16 protein-coding genes are annotated in these 17,498 nt (G+C 72.0%); 6 read left to right on the plus strand and 10 right to left on the minus strand.

All coding sequences use genetic code 11. From position 1 onward, the window contains the following. Positions 1 to 7: 7 nt before the first annotated feature. The 4 genes from BLW84_RS04640 to mraZ all read right to left on the minus strand — a co-directional run bounded on the left by BLW84_RS04640 (position 8) and on the right by mraZ (position 4,299). Entirely contained in the window at positions 8 to 1,864 is a 1,857-nt protein-coding gene (locus tag BLW84_RS04640; RefSeq protein ID WP_093261605.1) for a peptidoglycan D,D-transpeptidase FtsI family protein, read from the minus strand. Further along, entirely contained in the window at positions 1,864 to 2,604 is a 741-nt protein-coding gene (gene ftsL, locus BLW84_RS04645) for a cell division protein FtsL (RefSeq protein WP_093261607.1), read from the minus strand. Before ftsL ends, BLW84_RS04640 begins: the two co-directional genes overlap by 1 nt. Positions 2,605 to 2,626: 22 nt before the next feature. Then, positions 2,627 to 3,655 carry a 16S rRNA (cytosine(1402)-N(4))-methyltransferase RsmH gene (gene rsmH, locus BLW84_RS04650; RefSeq protein ID WP_093261609.1) on the minus strand — a complete coding sequence of 343 codons (1,029 nt, stop codon included), beginning with the start codon at positions 3,653 to 3,655 and terminating at the stop codon, positions 2,627 to 2,629. A gap of 212 nt (positions 3,656 to 3,867) precedes the next feature. Continuing rightward, complete coding sequence (gene mraZ / locus BLW84_RS04655) at positions 3,868 to 4,299, minus strand: division/cell wall cluster transcriptional repressor MraZ (protein WP_093261611.1); 432 nt, start codon at positions 4,297 to 4,299, stop codon at positions 3,868 to 3,870. A gap of 632 nt (positions 4,300 to 4,931) precedes the next feature. On the opposite strand from mraZ, the gene BLW84_RS04660 reads away from it, so the two are divergent. Genes BLW84_RS04660 through BLW84_RS04670 form a run of 3 tightly spaced genes read left to right on the plus strand, consistent with a single transcriptional unit; the run spans position 4,932 to position 9,453 of the window. After that, positions 4,932 to 5,951, plus strand: coding sequence for an AAA family ATPase (locus tag BLW84_RS04660; protein WP_093261613.1), 1,020 nt, complete (start codon positions 4,932 to 4,934; stop codon positions 5,949 to 5,951). Between the two features lie 2 nt (positions 5,952 to 5,953). Beyond that, positions 5,954 to 7,207, plus strand: a complete 1,254-nt coding sequence (locus BLW84_RS04665) for a DUF58 domain-containing protein (RefSeq protein WP_093261615.1) — start codon at positions 5,954 to 5,956, stop codon at positions 7,205 to 7,207. Then, positions 7,204 to 9,453, plus strand: a complete 2,250-nt coding sequence (locus BLW84_RS04670) for a transglutaminase TgpA family protein (RefSeq protein ID WP_177226279.1) — start codon at positions 7,204 to 7,206, stop codon at positions 9,451 to 9,453. The genes BLW84_RS04665 and BLW84_RS04670 overlap by 4 nt, the downstream gene beginning before the upstream one ends. A gap of 214 nt (positions 9,454 to 9,667) precedes the next feature. Here BLW84_RS04670 and BLW84_RS04675 read toward each other — a convergent pair whose 3' ends face one another. Together BLW84_RS04675 and BLW84_RS04680 are read right to left on the minus strand one after the other, a co-directional pair. Further along, positions 9,668 to 10,087 carry a DUF3040 domain-containing protein gene (locus BLW84_RS04675; protein ID WP_093261617.1) on the minus strand — a complete coding sequence of 140 codons (420 nt, stop codon included), beginning with the start codon at positions 10,085 to 10,087 and terminating at the stop codon, positions 9,668 to 9,670. Between the two features lie 229 nt (positions 10,088 to 10,316). Next, positions 10,317 to 11,048: a class I SAM-dependent methyltransferase gene (locus BLW84_RS04680; protein ID WP_093261619.1), complete on the minus strand. Its 732-nt coding sequence runs from the start codon at positions 11,046 to 11,048 to the stop codon at positions 10,317 to 10,319. 161 nt (positions 11,049 to 11,209) lie between these two features. Between BLW84_RS04680 and BLW84_RS04685 the strand changes: the two genes are divergently transcribed. The 3 genes from BLW84_RS04685 to BLW84_RS04695 are packed head-to-tail and all read left to right on the plus strand — an operon-like array spanning position 11,210 to position 13,465. Continuing rightward, positions 11,210 to 12,046, plus strand: a complete 837-nt coding sequence (locus tag BLW84_RS04685; RefSeq protein WP_093261620.1) for a ParA family protein — start codon at positions 11,210 to 11,212, stop codon at positions 12,044 to 12,046. Continuing rightward, positions 12,043 to 12,678: a LysE family translocator gene (locus tag BLW84_RS04690; RefSeq protein ID WP_093261622.1), complete on the plus strand. Its 636-nt coding sequence runs from the start codon at positions 12,043 to 12,045 to the stop codon at positions 12,676 to 12,678. The genes BLW84_RS04685 and BLW84_RS04690 overlap by 4 nt, the downstream gene beginning before the upstream one ends. Before the next feature lie 7 nt (positions 12,679 to 12,685). After that, positions 12,686 to 13,465 carry an Fpg/Nei family DNA glycosylase gene (locus BLW84_RS04695; protein ID WP_093261624.1) on the plus strand — a complete coding sequence of 260 codons (780 nt, stop codon included), beginning with the start codon at positions 12,686 to 12,688 and terminating at the stop codon, positions 13,463 to 13,465. 15 nt (positions 13,466 to 13,480) lie between these two features. On the opposite strand, the gene BLW84_RS04700 is transcribed toward BLW84_RS04695, so the two are convergent. The 4 genes from BLW84_RS04700 to BLW84_RS04715 form a co-directional block, all read right to left on the minus strand. Next, a complete protein-coding gene (locus BLW84_RS04700; protein WP_093261626.1) occupies positions 13,481 to 14,758 on the minus strand; it encodes a uracil-xanthine permease family protein in 1,278 nt (425 codons plus the stop codon). A 158-nt stretch (positions 14,759 to 14,916) separates the two neighbouring features. Further along, the gene (pspM, locus tag BLW84_RS04705; RefSeq protein ID WP_093261627.1) at positions 14,917 to 15,765 is read right to left on the minus strand and encodes a phage shock envelope stress response protein PspM; all 849 of its coding nucleotides are present in this window, start codon (positions 15,763 to 15,765) and stop codon (positions 14,917 to 14,919) included. Between the two features lie 11 nt (positions 15,766 to 15,776). Further along, the gene (locus BLW84_RS04710; RefSeq protein WP_093261629.1) at positions 15,777 to 16,613 is read right to left on the minus strand and encodes a PspA/IM30 family protein; all 837 of its coding nucleotides are present in this window, start codon (positions 16,611 to 16,613) and stop codon (positions 15,777 to 15,779) included. A gap of 254 nt (positions 16,614 to 16,867) precedes the next feature. Beyond that, positions 16,868 to 17,341: a helix-turn-helix domain-containing protein gene (locus BLW84_RS04715; protein WP_093261630.1), complete on the minus strand. Its 474-nt coding sequence runs from the start codon at positions 17,339 to 17,341 to the stop codon at positions 16,868 to 16,870. Positions 17,342 to 17,498 lie beyond the last annotated feature (157 nt).

Below are 17,498 nucleotides of genomic sequence, written 5' to 3' on the forward strand. Positions count from 1 at the left end.
AGCGCTGTCAGGGGACCTGGAGGGTCTGGATCGGCGCTGGCTCCTTGGACGGCGGGACCTGGTAGCGCTGGGTGAGGAACGACGCGACGTCGTGGAACAGCGGCGCCGCCGACGAACCGTCCTGCGTCCCGTACGCGGGCTGGTCCAGCATCAGCCCCACCACGAAGCGCGGGTTGTCCGCGGGCACCATCCCGGCGAAGGTGATCCAGTACTTCGACTGGCTGTAGCAGCGGCAGGCCGGGTCGACCTGCTGCGCCGTCCCGGTCTTGCCGGAGACCTGGAAGCCCGGCAGGGCTGCGCCCGGCCCGGTGCCGTCCTGCTCGCGCCCCGGCCCGTTCTGCACCACCGAGCGCAGCATGTCCCGCACCGTGTGCGCCGTCTCCGGGCTGACCACCTGCACGCCCTCCGGGCGCGGGCGCTCAACGCGCGTGCCGTCCGGCCCGGTCTCCGCCGCGATGATCCTCGGCGGTATCCGCACCCCGTCGTTCGCGATCGCCTGGTACATGCCCGCCATCTGCAGCACCGTCATCGACAGGCCCTGACCGATCGGCAGGTTCGCGAACGTCGACCCGGACCAGGACTGGCGCGGCGGCAGGCTGCCCGCGCTCTCCCCCGGCAGGCCGCTGCCGGTCACCTGGCCCAGCCCGAACTTCCTGGCCAGGTCGTAGAACCGGTCCTCGCCGAGCTGCTGCGCGACCATCAGGGTGCCGACGTTGGAGGACTTGCCCAGCACGCCGGTGAAGGTCAGCGGCAGCGTGCCGTGCGGCCAGGCGTCGCCGACGGTCCGGTCGGCGACCTTGATGGAACCCGGCACCTGCAGCACGGTGTCCGGCTTGACGATGCCGTCCTCGATCGCCCCGGCCGCGGTGATCACCTTGCCCACCGAGCCCGGCTCGTACGGCGTGGTCACCGCTGGGTTGCTGTCCGGGTTCTCGCCCCACGACGGGGCTCCCGGGTCGAAGGCCTTGTCGTTGGCCAGCGCGTAGATCTCGCCGGTCTTGGCGTCCAGCACCACCGCGCTGGCGCTCCTGGCCTGGGCCGAGCGAGCGTAGTCTGCGAGCTGGCGTTGCAGCATGAACTGCAGGTCCGAGTCGATCGTCAGCTGCACGTCGGAGCCCGGGATCGCCGCCTTCAGCTCCCGCTCGGTGCCGGGGATGACCAGGTTCGAATCCCTCGCCGTGTCGGAGACCTTCTCTCCGGCGGTACCGGCCAGCAGCGGGTCCATCGAGGCCTCCAGGCCCATCTGGCCCTTGACCTTCCGCTCATCCGGCCGCCAGTTCGCCGCGCCGATGATGTTCGAGCCCACATCGCGCGCCGGGTACTCGCGGGTCGCCCGGTACTCGGCGCCGATGTGCGGGTACTTCTCGGTGATCAGCCGCGCCTGGCTCGGATCGATCGGCGGGCCGAAGTAGGTGAACCCGGCGTCCTTGAACAGCGCGTCCAGTACTTGTTGCTCGCTGATCACGCCCGGCAGCACCTGCCCGATGTAGCGGGCGATCTCCCGCTTGTACTGCTCCGAAGTGGGTTTCGCGGGGTTCTTCGCGTGCTCCTCGTCGAAGGTCTTGGTCAGCAGGTTCGGGTTGGCGTAGAGCTGCCGCGATTCACCGCTGAACGCGAGCACGTTCCCGCTGCGGTCCGTGAAGGATCCGCGCTCGGCCGGGATGATCTGCTTGGCCGCGCGCTGCGCCTGCGCCTTCTCGGACAGGGCGCTGGCCTCGAACCCCTGCACCTGGATCAGCTTGCCGCCGGTGAGCACCAAAGCGATCACCAGCAGCAACCGGCCGACGAGCAGCCGCCGGTTGCTGCCGGCCACATTCGTGCGCGCGGTGCGCCGCCGGATGCCGCTGGCCGACCCTCGGGCCATCAGCGGCCCGCCTGCGCGACCTGCTGGTCCGCGGGAGGCTGTTGCGGCGCCTGGCCTTCCGCCGCCGGAGGCTGCGGCGGAGCGGGCGGCGGTGCCGCGGTGACCTTCTTCGGCTCACCGATGACGGTCACCGAGCCGTCCGGTTGCTGGACGAGGTGGGCCGGAGAAGGCGCCTGCCGCAGGCCGGCTTCCTCGGCTCGACGCTGGATCTCCGGCGTCGAGCCCATCGAGCTGACCTCGCTCAGCAACTGCTCCTTGCGCTCGCTCAGCGCGTTGATCTGGTCCTCGCCCTGCTGCAGCCGGTAGCTGCCGCTGACCGCGGCGATGGACAGCCACAACGTCGCGGCCAGCCCGGTGGCCAGCACCGCCATCACCACGACCACCAGCGGCAATCGCGCGAGCGAAACCCGCTCGTGCAGCTGCTTCGCCTTCGCCTTGGGCTTCGGCTTCGCCGCGGGACGCCGCTCCTCCACGCCCTGCCGCAGCTGGCGCGGCCGACGGTCGGCGGGCTCCCGCGCCGACCGGTCCCGCCGCTCCTCGCGACGCGCGTAGGCGCGCTCGGCCGCGGCGGACCGCGTCCGAGGCTTCTCGCTCGTCTTCTGTCCCGACTTCTGGGTGGGCTTCTGCCCCGACTTCTTCTGGCTGCTCTTCTGCGCAGTCTTCTGGGTGGCCTGTTGCGTTCGCTCGGCGGAACCCGCCCGCGAAGCGGCTTTCTTGCCGGCGCGCGTAGGTGCAGTCATCTCGCCTCCCTCGCCTTGCCGCTCATGCGTTTCCCCGGCCCACCCGCTCCGCGGCCCGCAGCCGCACCGATGCGGCCCTGGGGTTGGCCTCGATCTCCTGCTCACCGGCGAGCTCGGCGCCCCTGGTGAGCAACCGGAATTCCGGTCCGTGGCCCGGCAGTTCCACCGGCAGGTCGACCGGGGTGCGGGACTTCGTCCGGTCGGCGAAGGCCCGCTTGACCATCCGGTCTTCCAGCGAGTGGTAGGACATCACCACGATCCGACCGCCCACGGCCAGCGAGTCCAGCGCCGCCGGAAGCACGCGGTCCAGCACGTCGAGCTCCGCGTTGACCTCGATGCGCAGCGCCTGGAAGGTGCGCTTGGCCGGATGCCCGCCGGTGCGCCGGCTCGCCGCCGGCACGGTGTCGTAGAGCAGCTGGACCAGCCGCGCGCTGTTGGTGAACGGCTCCTTCTGGCGTTCCCGGACGATCGCCGCGGCGATCTTGCCCGCGAACTTCTCCTCGCCGTAGGTCCGCAGCACCCGCGCCAGCTCGTCCGCGCCGTAGGTGTTGAGCACGTCCGCGGCGGTACGCGGTGCTCCGGGGTCCATCCGCATGTCCAGCGGCGCGTCGTGCGCGTAGGCGAAGCCGCGGGCGGTTTCGTCCAGCTGCAGCGAGGAAACCCCGAGGTCGAACAGCGCACCGTCCACTTCGGTCAGTCCGAGGTCGGCGAGCACGTCGGCCCACTCGTCGTACACCGCGTGCACCAAGTGGATGCGGGAGGCGTAGGGCGCGAGCCGCTCACCGGCCAGCCGCAGCGCGTCCGTGTCGCGGTCCAGCCCGACCAGCGTCAGCCCGGGGTGCGCGGCGAGCATCGCCTCGGAGTGCCCGCCCATGCCGAGCGTGGCGTCGACCACCACCGCCCCCTCGCGGGACAGCGCGGGCGCGAGCAGCTCCAGCGTCCGGTCGAGCAGCACGGGAACGTGCTTGTCGCGGGCGGATCCGCCCTGATCATGCCGCTGTTCGGCCACGGCGGTCCCTCCCTTCCCGCGTGCCCCGTTCCGGTTCGACATCGCGGTCGAATACCGCCGATCGCCACGCGCGAACGGCGCGTGGCGATCTTCGGTAAGCCCCCAGGTTTTCCGGATCCCGTCAGGTCCCCGCCCGCCCGTCGCGTCCTGGTGCCGGGGAAGATGCACCAGGCATGCGATAGCCGAGCGGACCGAGGCCTCACGAAACCCGGATCCCTTGCCGTCAACTGCCGCCCCGCCGGTCGGCGGAACGCTCAGAACACGCCGGGCAACACCTCCTCGCGCGCCTTCGCATAGCCCTCCTCGTGCTCGTCGAGGTAGCTCTGCCACCTCTCCGAGTGCCAGATCTCCAGGCGGTTGATCGCGCCGATGACCACGCACTCCTTGGCCAGCCCGGCGTAGCGCCGCAGCTCCGCCGCGATCTTGATCCGGCCCTGCCCGTCCGGCTGCTGCTCGTCGGTGCCGGCGAACAGGTACCGCTGGTAGGCGCGGACCGCCTCGTTGGTGAACGGCGCCTCGGCGACCTTGCGCGCCATCTGCTCGAACTCGTCGCGCGGGAAGACGTAGAGGCAGTGGTCCTGTCCCTTGGTGACCATCAACCCCCCCGCCAATGCTTCCCGGTACTTCGCCGGCAGCGTCAAGCGCCCCTTGTCGTCGAGCTTCGGATGGTGGGTACCGAGGAACATCCCGGTCCACCTCCCTGCCCAGGCCGCCGGCACGGCGACCCCGGGACCCGCCCCGGCGCCGCCCTCTCCCCGAACGGCCTCCGGACCGATGCTCCCGCTGGTCGCCAAAACCCGATGGCCATCGGAAGCAGTGCCCACCTGAAGCAGTGCCCACTACAAGCAGCAGGACCCCCGTTTGCCCCACCTTCCCCCACACTACCCCACTTCACTCCACCGTCAACACGAGTTGCCCCGGTTCCCCCGGCAGGATTGACCCCGTTTGCCCTGGTAGCACAGCGTGGTGGCGAAGTGGGGGGTTTCGCCGTCCCGACCTTGATCAACCCGTCGGGGCGCGCGGTTATGCTCGGGAACCGCCCGACCCGGACACCGGTGGCCGGCCGTGGCGCGAGCGCGGTGGGGCGAAGTGGGGCGAGGCGGTCCGCCGCCTCGGCGAGGTTCGGTGCGGGTGTCCCGCCGGGCACCGCCGGTTTGGCAGACTGCACGTGCCCGCCGGTCTCGATCAGGTGATCGTTTCCGATTCGCCGGGTGATGCCGGCGCGGACCGCGACAGCCGCCCGCCGGCCGCAGACCTTGGAGGTTCGCATGCGCGACCGTTCCGGCGTGCTGCCGCGCCGCAACACGCAGGAGGTGGCGTGACGCCCGAAGCCCAGCTGTCCGGCGCCGCGCCGGCCGGCACCGAGCCCACACCGAGCATCGACCGGTTGCACGGCACCATCCAGCGCATCGCCGCCAACGTCGAGCAGGTGCTGGTGGGCAAGCCCGAGGTGGTGCGGGTGGCGCTGGTCACCATGCTCGCCGAGGGCCACCTGCTGGTCGAGGACGTGCCCGGGGTCGGCAAGACCTCGCTGGCCAAGGCCCTGGCCCGGTCCATCGACTGCTCGGTGAGCCGGATCCAGTTCACCCCGGACCTGCTGCCCAGCGACATCACCGGCGTGTCCATCTACAACCGGCAGACCGAGTCCTTCGAGTTCCGGCCCGGCCCGGTGTTCGCCAACATCGTCGTCGGCGACGAGATCAACCGGGCCTCGCCGAAGACCCAGTCGGCGCTGCTGGAGTGCATGGAGGAGAATCAGGTCACCGTCGACGGCGAGACCTACCCGCTCAGCGCGCCGTTCATGGTGATCGCCACCCAGAACCCGATCGAGATGGAAGGCACCTACGCCCTCCCCGAGGCGCAGCGCGACCGCTTCACGACCCGGGTGTCGATCGGCTACCCGGACGCCAAGGCGGAGCTGGCGATGGTGGACGAGCACGCCGGGCACGACCCGCTGCGCGACCTGCGCCCCGTCGCCGACAGCGGCGAGGTGCAGGCCTTGTTGCGGGCCGTGCGCCGGGTGCACCTGTCCACCGAGATCCGCCGCTACGCGATCGAGCTGGTGACGGCGACGCGCCAGCTGCCCGAGCTGCGGCTGGGCGCCTCGCCCCGCTCGACCTTGCAGCTGGTCCGCGCCGCCCGCGCGCAGGCCGCGCTGTCCGGTCGCGAGTTCGTCGTCCCCGACGACGTGCAGGCGATCGCCGTGCCGGTGCTGGCCCACCGGCTGGTGCTGACCAGCGAGGCCCGCGCGTCACGCCGCTCGGCGACGGACCTGGTGCGGCAGCTGCTCAACCGGATCCCGGTGCCGCGCGGCGACAGCGACGGCGAACGCAGGTAGTCGTGCTCTCGGGGCTGACCATCCGCGGGCGCTGCCTGCTGGCGGCGGGCGTGGCCGCCGGTCTCTGCGCACTCGTGCTGGACGAGCGGGACCTCCTGCGGGTGTCGGCGTTCGTGATCGCGCTGCCACTGCTGGCGCTGCTGCTGGCGAGCCGCACCCGGTTCGGCATCGCGGCCCGGCGGCACGTGGTGCAGCCCCGCGTCCCGGTCGGCACCGAGGCGGGCATCCAGCTGCACGTCACCGGCAGCGGCCGGCTCCCGGTCGAGGGCTTGGTGCTGGAGGACAACACGCCGCACGCGCTCGGCGGGCGACCGCGGTTCCGGCTGGACTCGGTGCCCCGGCACGGCGGCACGATCCTGGAGTACTCGGTGACGCCGACGCTGCGCGGCATCCACCACATCGGGCCGCTGCGCACCCGGATCAACGATCCGTTCGGGCTCTCCGAGTTCGAGCGGGAGCTCGCCGGCCGCAGCCGGCTGGTCGCGGTGCCGAGGGTGTTCCAGCTCACCGGGCTGCCCGCCGGTTCGGGGCTGGGCACCGGCGACGACGGCACGACGCGCCTGCGCTCCGGGCACGGCGACGACGACACGATGGTGCGGCAGTACCGGCACGGCGACGACATCCGGCGGGTGCACTGGAAATCCACCGCGCGCCGCGACGAGCTGATGGTGCGGGTCGAGGAACGGCCCTGGCACGGCGGTGTCACGGTGCTGCTGGACCGGCGGTCGGCGGCCCACCGGGGCAGCGGCGCGCGCAGCAGCGTCGAGTGGGCGATCTCCGCGGTGGCCAGCATCTGCCTGCACCTGCACCAGACGGGCCAGCAGGTCCGGCTGGTCACCGAGGACGGGCAGGGGCTGACCGGCGGCACCGGGCCGTCCGACGGCGGGCACGACGACGACGCGGTGCTGGACGCACTGGCCGCGGTGCGCAGTTCGCCGCAGCGCGACCTGGTGGCCACCCGCGACCCGGGCAGCGGGCAGGAGCTCATCGCGGTGCTCGGCGAGACGACCACCGCCGCGGTCGCCGAGCTGACCAAGCTCCGTCCACAAGAGACTCGAAGCCTCGCGCTGCTGCTCGACGTCGGCGCCTGGAACGGGGAGAACGGCGGCGGTTTCGACCCGCAGCAGACCGCCCGGCGACTGCGCGCGGCCGGCTGGACGGTGGTCGTCGTGGACGGCCCGGCGGTCGCGATCTCCGACGTCTGGCAGCGGCTCTGCCGGGAGACCACCGCACCGGAATCGGAGGTCGCGACGTGACCGCGAACCGGATGACGGCGGCCATCGACATGTCGTTGGTGGCGACCGCGGCCGCGGCGCTGGCCGTGCTGTGCGCGTCGACGGCGTTCGCCGGAGTGCTCGCCGACAGCCGGTGGGTCTTCCCGGCGCTGGTCACCGTGCTGGCCGTCGCGGCCATCGGGGCGCTGTGCCGCCAGGTGCGGTGGTCGCTGACGCTGACCATGCTCGCGCAGCTGTTCGGCCTGTTGGTGGTCCTGGCCGCGCAGTTCGCCGAGCACGCGTTGCTCGGCGTGCTGCCCGGCCCGGCGGCCCTCGGGGAACTCGGCCGCCTGCTGGCCGAGTCCGGCGACCTGGTGCGGACCGGGGTGCCGCCGGTGCCCGCCGAACCGGCGCTGCAGTTGATGGTCTGCCTTGGCCTGGGGCTGGTCGCCCTGGCCGTCGACGTCATCGTGGTGACCTACCGCAGCCCGGCGGTGGCCGGGCTGGTGTTGCTGTGCGTGTTCGCCGTCCCGGCGTCGCTGGCCGACGACATGCTGCCCTGGTGGGCCTTCACCGCGGGCGCGCTGGGCTACGCCGTGCTGCTGGCCTCGGGCGGCCAGCACCGCAGGTGGCGGCGGCAGGAGGACCGCAACCAGGTCGCGCACACCGTGTTCGGCCGCTCCAGCGCCACCATCGCCGGAACCGCCGGGGTGATCGCGGTGCTCGCGGGCGTGGTGTTCACCGGCGTCGGCACCGAAGGCCGGTTGCCGGGATCCGTGCCGGAGCAGTTCGGCGGCACCGACGGCATCGGGCTGCAGCCGTTCACCTCGCTGCGCGGCCAGCTCGACCGGGACCGCGTCGTCGAGCTGTTCCGCGTCCGCGGCCTGCGGCAGGACACCTACCTGCGGGCGATGACGCTGCGGAAGTTCGACCCGGAGCGCGGCTGGGAGCTGGAGGGCCTCACGCAGGGCGTCGACGCCAACGCCAAGCTCGCGCCGCCCGACGGCACCGACATCATGCTCGGCGACGACGAACGGGTCGAGATCCAGCCGATCGGCTACCGGGATCCGTGGCTGCCGGTGTTCGGCATCCCGCTGTTCGTCTCGGGGATGGGCACGAACTGGCGCTACGACCCGGCCGCCGGGATCGTGTTCACCCAGACCAACCAGGAAAGCCGCCCCTACGTCGAGCAGCTGCTGGTCCAGCGGCCGACGCCGGACCAGCTGCGCCAGGCCAGCGGCCCGGCGCCGATCGCACCCGCCTACCTGGACGCGGCGGGGATCCCGCCGCAGGTGGCCGACCTGGCCAGGCGGCTCACCGCGAACGCGCCCACCGACTTCGACAAGGCGGTCGCGCTCAACCGCTACTTCACCGACCCGGCCAACGGCTTCCGCTACGACCTGGAGACGGCCCCGGCGACCGGCGGCGACGCCCTGTCGGACTTCCTGTTCCGCGGCAAGCGCGGGTTCTGCGAGCAGTACGCGTCGTCGATGGCGGTGCTGCTGCGCTCGGTCGGCATCCCGTCCCGGGTGGCGATCGGCTTCACCCCCGGCTACCGCGACGGCGACGAGCGGGTGATCACCACCGAGGACGCGCACGCCTGGGTCGAGGCGTACTTCCCCGGCTGGGGCTGGCAGACCTTCGACCCGACGCCGCTGCGCGACGGCCGAACCGCGCTGCCGGAGTTCCTGAACAGCGAGTTGAACCCGGCTCAGCAACCGGCGCCGCAGCCCGGCCAGGCCCAGCCGAGCACGTCGCCCACCACCGGCTCGGTGCCCGGGTCGGAGCACCCGGACGGCGCGGACGTCGGCACCCCCCGGGTACCGCGCGAGGCGGAGAGCTCGAACCCGTGGCCGGTCGTGATCGGCGTCCTCGTGCTGGGATTGGTGCTGCTCGCGACGCCGGCCGTGGTGCGGGAGATCCGCCGGAGACGGCGGCTGCGCGCGGTCGCCGAAGGCGCGGAGGGCGCCGCGGGGATCGCCTGGCGGGAGGTGCTGGACGAGTTCCAGGACCGGGGCACGCGGCCGGCGGCCGCCGATACCGCACGCCGGGTCGCGACGGGGCTGATCGAGCGCCACGGCCTGGACGAGCCCGGCGCCAAGGCGATGCGCGCGCTGGTGGTGGCGGTGGAGCGGGAGTGGTATGCGCCACCGGGGCAGGAGCCGGAGGCGACGCTCCCGCAGACGCTGCACGGCGTCCTGGACAGCCTCCGCCGCACGGCGCCGCTGGACTGGCGCTCGCGCCTGTTCCCCCGCTCGGTGCTGGAACTCCGCCAAGCCAACCGCTGATCCCGGCCAGAGTTCGTTCTGGATCCGGAGATGCGATACCGGGCGTGCGAATCCGACGCGATGAAGCCGCATGGCGCGGATTGGCGATTTCGCGCGAAATCGCCCTACCGCAGCCCCGAGACCGGCCGAGGGTGAAAGCGCGCGTACAGCGGAGATCGCCGCCGGTTCCGCTCGGTGGAGCGGAACCGGCGGCGATCTCCGGGTCGATCAGCCGCTATTGATCGAAGCGTTTGCGGAAACGCTCCTCCATGCGCTGCGTGAAGGAGCTGCGTCCGGGCTTGCTGCGGTCTGCGCCCCGCTTCGGCCGACCACCACCGCCGTTCTCCAGTCCCGATTCGATGTCGTCCCCGCCACCGCGCAACGCGGACAGGACGATCACTGCTCCGCCGAACATCACGAGGAAGCCGACCACGCTCAACACGGGGATGTCGGCCGGCCTGAGGGCCGGGATCACCGCACCGATTACCAGCAGGGCCAACCCCAGGACGAAGACGGCGATGCCCTGCAGCCGCCGACGTCTGGATGGGCGATGCAGCCGTCCTCCGCGCACGGTGGAGGCGAACTTGGGGTCCTCGGCGTAGAGCGCGCGCTCGATTTGTTCGAGCTGTCGCTGCTCGTGCTCGGAGAGTGGCATGACTCCTCCTCCGGCACAGGTCTCTCAGTGGCGCCGGAGACCCGGTGGGCTTTTGCCCACGCAGGCTGGGGACCGGCGAACGCTTGGGGGCGTTACCCCTGAGGATACGGTTCCCGGCACGCGAGTACTACCCGGTCCCGGCACCGGAACTGTGCGAGGTTGCCTACATCATCCCCTCGGGGCAGTGATCGATCCGCGCCGCGCCCCACGCCTGGCGGAAACGGCGACGTCAGGCCGGTCGGCGTGCGATGGCGTGGAGCCGGGTCGCGATGTCCCGCAGCGGTGCTCGGAGCGCCGCCGCCCGCTCCAGCTCGGCCATCGTGTCGGCAGCCCGGGGGTTGTTGTCCAGCGCCGAGCCGGGCACCAGGTCGCTGAGCACGCCCTGGCCCTGGATCAGCTCCACGGTCAGTCCGGCACCCGCCAGGACCTCGCGCAGGCCGTCGGTGTCGAACCGCCGCTGCAGCGTGTCCGATGCCTCGTCGAGCCGTCCGTTCGGGTCCTGGATCAGCTGCAGCGCCTCGGCGAGCCGGCCGGCCAGCGCCCAGCCCAGGACGGCGGCGTACCGGTTGGCGGCCAGCACCGACACCGCGCCGCCGGGCGCGGTGGCCTCGGCCAGCGCCGACACCGCCGCTTCGACGTCGTCGACGACCTCGAGGAGCCCGTGCGCCAGCACGAGATCGGCGCCGCCTTCCGGGCTGAGCGCCGACAGCGCGTCGGTGTCGCCCTGCAGCGGGGTGATCTGGTCGGCCACGCCGGCGTCGACGGCCCGGCGCTGGAGCATCGCCAGCGCGTTCGGGCTCGGGTCGACCACCGTCACCGAGCAGCCCGCGGAAGCCAGCGGCACGGCCCACACTCCGCTGCCGCCACCGACGTCGAGCACCCGCGGCGGGCGCCCGCCGCGGCGCCGCCGCGCAGCGTCGAGTTCGGCTTCCAGCACCTGGTGGACGGCGTCGGATCTCATGTGAGCAGCGTAATGCGGGGTCGCGGGCGGTTTCACCGGAGGGCGGATCGGCGGATCCCCGGCGGCATTCCGCAGAACCCGTTCCGCCACCCGCAGCACCGGGGTTGATCAAGTTTCAGGGATCAGTTCTGGGACGGTCGCCGGTTCCGTAGGCTACGACCGTGCAGACGGTGGCAGTGCTGAGTCTCAAGGGTGGCGTGGGCAAGACGACCGTGGTGCTCGGGCTTGCCTCGGCCGCCATGCGCCGCGGGGTTCGGACGTTGGTCGTCGACCTCGATCCGCAGTGCAACGCGACCGCGTGCCTGGAGCCGGAGGAGACCACCAAGGGCCTCAGCGACGTCCTGGCCGATCCGAGCCCGGAGGTGCTGCGGGCGGCGGTGACCGGCAGCTCCTGGGGCGAAGAGGTCGACGTCCTGGTCGGTTCCGAGGACGCCGAGAGCCACAACGGCCAGCACGGCGACGGCGAGCACCTGTCCCGCCTCACCACGGCACTGTCCGAATTGGACGGACTGATCGCCGACGGCGAGCTGCCGTACCAGCTGGTGCTGCTGGACTGCCCGCCGTCGCTGGGGCGGCTGACCCGCTCCGCGCTGATCGCCGCCGACCGCGCGCTGCTGGTCACCGAGCCGACGATCTTCGCGGTCTCCGGCGTGCAGCGGGCGTTCGAGGCGGTGCAGGCCGAGCGCCAGTCGACCAACCCGGATCTGCAGCCGCTCGGCGTCATCGTGAACCGGGTGCGGCCGCGGTCCCACGAGCACCAGTTCCGCATCGACGAGCTGCGGGACATCTTCGGCCCACTGGTGCTGCCGGTCGCGCTGCCCGATCGGCTGGCCGTGCAGCAGGCGCAAGGAGCGTGCATGCCGATCCACCAGTGGGGCACGCCGGGAGCGCGGGAAGTCGCGCTCGCGTTCAACCTGGTGCTCGCCCGCACGCTGCGGGCCGGCCGTCCGCGCCGCGCCGAGCCCGATGACGACGAACTGCTGGACGGTGCCGAATGACCACGACGTTGTTCCTGACGTTCGTCTTCGTCGCGCTGATCGGCGTGTTGACGCCGGGCCTGGACACGATGCTGATCCTGCGGCATTCGCTGCTCGGCGGGCGCCGCGTCGGGGTGGCGACGTTCCTCGGCATCAACCTCGGCTGCTTGATCTGGGGCACGGCGAGCGTCGCGGGCCTGACCGCGCTGCTCACCGCCTCCCAGGTGGCCTACGACATCGTGCGGGTGGCGGGCGCCGCCTACCTGCTCTGGCTGGGCGGCTCGGCGCTGTGGAAGTCGTTGCCGCGCAACAGGGTTCAGCAGGCCGACGACGTCCCGGTCGAGCGAGTGGCGCTGACCGCTTTCGGCGCGCTGCGCTCCGGGATGGTCACGAACCTGCTCAACCCCAAGGTCGGCGTGTTCTACGTCAGCCTGCTGCCGCAGTTCCTGCCGCCAGGAGCGGCGGCGTTCGCCTGGGGCCCGCTGCTCGTGGCGACGCACATCTCCATCGGGCTGCTGTGGTCCACCGCGCTGGTGTGGCTCGCCGGCCGGGCCAGCGCGCTGTTCCAGCGGCAGCGGGTGCGCGCCTGGCTGGACCGGATCACCGCGACGGTGCTGATCGGCCTGGGCCTGAAGCTGGCAGCCGAGGGGTGAGCGAGCCCTGCCCGAAGGCGACACGGTCTTCCTCACCTGCCACCGGCTGCACGAGGCGCTGGCCGGGCAGGTGCTGACCCGCGGCGAACTGCGGCACCCCCGCCTGTCCACATTGGACCTCAGCGGTCGGCGGGTGCGCGCGGTGCGCCCGGTGGGCAAGCACCTGCTGATCCGCTTCGACGACGGCCACACCCTGCACAACCACCTGCGCATGGACGGCGCCTGGCACCTCTACTCCCCTGGCACCAGGTGGCGGCGGCCGGCGCACCAGGCCCGGGCGGTCCTGGGCACGGCCGACCGGGTGGCGGTCGGGTTCAACCTGCACGACCTCCGCTGGCTGCCGACCGCGGTGGAATCCGAGCTGATCGGCCACCTCGGGCCGGACCTGCTCGATCCGGAGTGGGACGACGGGCACGCGGCAGAGGCGATCCGGCGGCTGACCGCCGACCCGGACCGGGAGCTCGGCCGGGCGCTGCTGGACCAGACCGTGATGGCCGGGGTCGGCAACATCTACCAGACCGAGGTCTGCTTCCTGCTGGGTCGCTCGCCGTGGACGCCCGTCGCGGAGATCGATGCGGCCCGCGCGGTGCGGCTGTGCCGGGAGTTGCTGCTGCGCAACGCCTGGCACCCCGAGCAGTCCACCACCAAGAGCCTGCGGCGCGGCACCCAGCACTGGGTCTACGACCGGCGCACCTGCCTGCGCTGCGGCGGCCCGGTCCGCCGCGGCATCCAGGGCGACGACGTCGAAGCCCGCGTCACCTACCACTGCCCCCGTTGCCAACCCTGACCGCGGAACCGCAGGTCAGCTTTCGGTGGCCGCGTCGCGGGCGTCGGCGAGGCTCCGCAGGATCGGGTAGATCAGCACGATGCCGACCGAGCCCCACACGAGGCCGGTGATCCGGAGCTCCCCCACCTGCAGCGTCAGGTTGCCGACCCCGGCGATCACCGCGGTGCCCATCACCACCAGGTTCACCGGATCCGCGAAGTCCACCGCGGCATCCAGCCAGACCCGCGCCCCGACCAGCGCCAGCAGCCCGAAGAGCACCAATGTCGTGCCGCCGAGCACGCCGAGCGGAATCGTGTTGATCAGCGCGCCGAGCTTCGGCGAGAACGACAGCACGATCGCGCCCACCGCGGCGACCAGGCAGGCCGCCGTCGAGTACACCCGCGTCGCGGCCATCACCCCGATGTTCGCCGCGTAGCTGCTCAGGGCCGACCCACCCGCCGAGCCGGCCAGCGTGGTGGCCAGGCCGCCGCTGATCAGCGCGTCCCCTACGTACGGGTCGAGGTCGCGGCCGCTCATCGCGGCGACCGCCTTGAGGTGCGCGACGTGCTCGGCGACCAGCACGATCACCAGCGGCAGCACGAACGGCATCACCGAGATGTGCGCCTGCGGGACGATCAGCTGGGGCAGCCCGAACCAGGGCGCGGCGGCCAGCTCGTCGATCCGCTCCGGGACGAGGTCGCCGGTCAGCACGGCGTAGATCCACCCAACCAGCACCCCGATCAGCACCGCGGCCCGCCCGGCCATGCCCCGGCTGAGGACCGTGAGCAGCACGATCGTGCCGAGCGTGAGCACCGCGGGCATGCGCTGCTCGCCGAACCAGGACACCGACTGGGGCGCGAGGCTGAGCCCGATCATGAGCACGACCGCGCCCGTCACCACGGGCGGCATCGCGGACTCCAGCAGCCGCACGCCCAGCGCCTTGACCGCCACACCGACGGCCATCACCACCAGGCCGACCGCCACGATCCCGCCGAGCAGGGCGGCCGGGCTCGCACCGGCCTCACCCGCGGCAGCGCCCAACGGCACCACGAATGCCACCGACGCGCCGAGGTAGGTGGGCACCCGATTGCGGGTGAGCAGCAGGAACAGCAGGGTGCCGACGCCGGAGAGCAGCAGCGTGGTCGTCAGCGGGAAGCCGGTCAGCAGCGGCACGAGCGTCGTGGTGCCGAACATCGCCAGGAGGTGCTGCAACCCGAATCCGATGGTCAGCGGCCAGCTGAGCCGCTCCTCGGAGGCCACCACGGCATCGCGCACCAGGCGTCGACCGTTGCCGTGCACGGTCCACAACGCCACATCGTCCTCCCCCGAGCCGCCCGGTCGGGCGAGGCCCTGCCACGGCATGTGATGACAGGGGGAAGATTACTATTTCGCATCACACAATCAAGCCAACCCGCTCGGAGGATCGACGAAAACGTCGACTACCAGCAGTGATATCGGCTCGGCGTGTCGCGTCAGACCTGGCCGGATCGGCGCTGCGGGTCCGCGTCGGGCCCGTCCGGCCCGAAGATCTCCCGCAAACCGGCGGCGAGCCCGGCCAGCCGGTCGGTGGCGTCCTGCATCAGGTACTTCTGCTCCGGAGCACCGCTGGCGGCCACGGCCCGCCCCGCGGCGGCGACCAGACCGCCGTACCCGTCGAGGCCCTCGTCCAACTCCTCGCGCAGCCGCTGCACATCAGCCTGCAACGCGGGCTTCTGCGCCTCCGGCGCGTGCGGGATCGCCGCCTCCACGGCGACGATCCGCTCCGCGACGCGCCGCAGCTCCGCTGCCGCGATGTCCGCGGTGGCCCGCGCGTCGGCTGCGGCGCTGCCCGCGCCCGCCGACGTCAGCTGCGTCAAGGAGTGGCGCAGGCTCTGCTCCGCATCGCGCAGCCGCTGCATCGGAACCCGCGCCGCCGACCCCTGCGGGGGCAGCGCCGCGGGTTCCGGCTGCGGCTCGGGAAGCGGCGTCCTCATGAGCCGCCGGTACTTCAGTCCCACCTTGACCGCGCCCAGGCCGCTGATGACGGCGAGGCCGCCCAGGCCAATGGTGCTCGTGTACTGCAGGAACGACCCCACCTCGGCACCCAGCGCGCCCCACATCTCCGGCAGGGACGCCGAGGCGGCCGCGCCGGCGCCGAACACGCCGGCCGAGGCCGCGCTGCCCGCAGCAGCCCGCTTCGCCCGCTTGCGCTGCCGCAGCAGCCGAGCCCGCGGATCGCGCCAGCTCGCGAACCTCCGCCGCACCTCGGAGAGGAGCGGGCCGCGCATCTGCTCCAGCGCGGCCTCGCCCAACTGCGTCAGCTCCTGCTTGCGGGACTTCACGCCTCGCTCGCTCAGGCTTGGCCGGCTTGCGGATTCTGCTGTTGCTGCGGCTGGGTTGCCGGCTCACCGGCAGCCTGCGAACCGCCGGCGATCTGCTGCTGCTGTCCGCCCGCCACCTGCTGCTGCCCGGTGCCCATCGAGGCGCGCAGCTGCGCGAGCCGGCTGGCACCGGCGGCGTCGATGGACGCCTGCTGGACCTCCAGCATGCGGCCCTGCACGCTGTTCTGCGCCAGCTCCGCCTCGCCGAGCGCGGTGGTGTAGCGGCGCTCGATCTTGTCCCGGACCTCTTCCAGCGACGGCGTGTTGCCGGGCGCGGCGATCTCGGTCATCTGCCGCATCGACGCGGAGACCTGCTCCTGCATCTTGGCCTGCTCCAGCTGGCTGAGCAGCTTGGTGCGCTCGGCGATCTTCTGCTGCAGGATCTGCGCGTTGCGCTCCACCGCCTGCTTCGCCTGCTCGGCGGCGCCCAGCGACTGGTCGTGCAGCGTCTTGAGGTCCTCCACGCCCTGCTCGGCGGTGACCAGCTGGCTGGCCAGCTGGGTGGCGGTCTCCTCGTACTTCTGCGCGGTCGCCTCGTCGCCGTTGGCGCGCGCCTGGTCTGCCATCACCAGCGCCTGCTTCGCCGACGCCTGCAGCTTCTCGACCTCGCCGAGCTGCCGGTTCAGCTTCATCTCCAGCTGGCGCTGGTTGCCGATCACGGAAGCGGCCTGCTGGGAGAGGCTCTGGTGCTGCTTCTGGGCTTCCTCGATGGCCTGCTGGATCTGTACTTTCGGGTCGGCGTGCTCATCGACCTTCGACGAGAACGCCGCCATGAAGTACTTCCAGGCCTTCACGAACGGGTTGGCCATCTCCTCCGCCTGCCTTCTTCTGTGCTCGGCTGCCCCATGCCGACACGACCGCACCGGGCGTGCCCGCTGGTTCCATCGTGTCAGGTAGTCGTGTCGGCTTCCACCAAACACGGTAGTTCTCCGGGATTTACCCGGAGCCACGACCCAAGATCGAACCAGAAAGCCGCCGCCGCCCGCCCACCGGGCCCCGAAAACGGTCGTGAGTGCCGAAACGGTCATACACCGCTTCGGCACTCACGAGGTTGGTCTTGTTCCTAAGCCGCTACCACTACGCCGCCCGGCTTGCGCACCGGCGCGCTGATCCGCTGGCTGAGCATCGGCTGCAGGCGGTCCGCGCAGGCGCGCGGTTCCGCGTCCGTACCCGCTTCCGCGCCGGTCAGCTGCTGCTTGGCCAGTTCGGCGTCCGAGAGCTCGGTGCCGATCAGGCTGGGCACCAGGCGGCCGCCGTCGATCTCCGCCGGCGTGGCCTGCTCGACGACCGACGGCACCACCAGCGTCTCGTCGAGGTCGCCGGCCACGGTGACCAGGAGTTCCGGCAGCGGCAGGTCCAGGGCATCGCAGATCGAGGCGAGCAGCTCGCTGGACGCCTCCTTGCGGCCCCGTTCCACCTCGGAGAGATATCCGAGGCTCACCCGGGCAGCGCGCGAAACGTCCCGCAAGGTCCGAGACTGTGCGGTCCGGGCGCGGCGCAGTCGTTCACCGACCGCCTCCCGCAACAATACGGTCATCGCGCGCCTCCCTTCCTTCGTCGCCTACCGCGTGCACCACGCGTGAACGCCACCTACGTTACTCATCCGAGGGCCCGAACGAGAACGATCGCCCACAAGTCCGCCGAGGGCGAACGCACGGTGACCGTTCTCGGGCGTGGCCTTCTGCCAGCGCACA

It is taken from the genome of Saccharopolyspora shandongensis, assembly GCF_900106995.1.
GTDB lineage: Bacteria > Actinomycetota > Actinomycetes > Mycobacteriales > Pseudonocardiaceae > Saccharopolyspora > Saccharopolyspora shandongensis.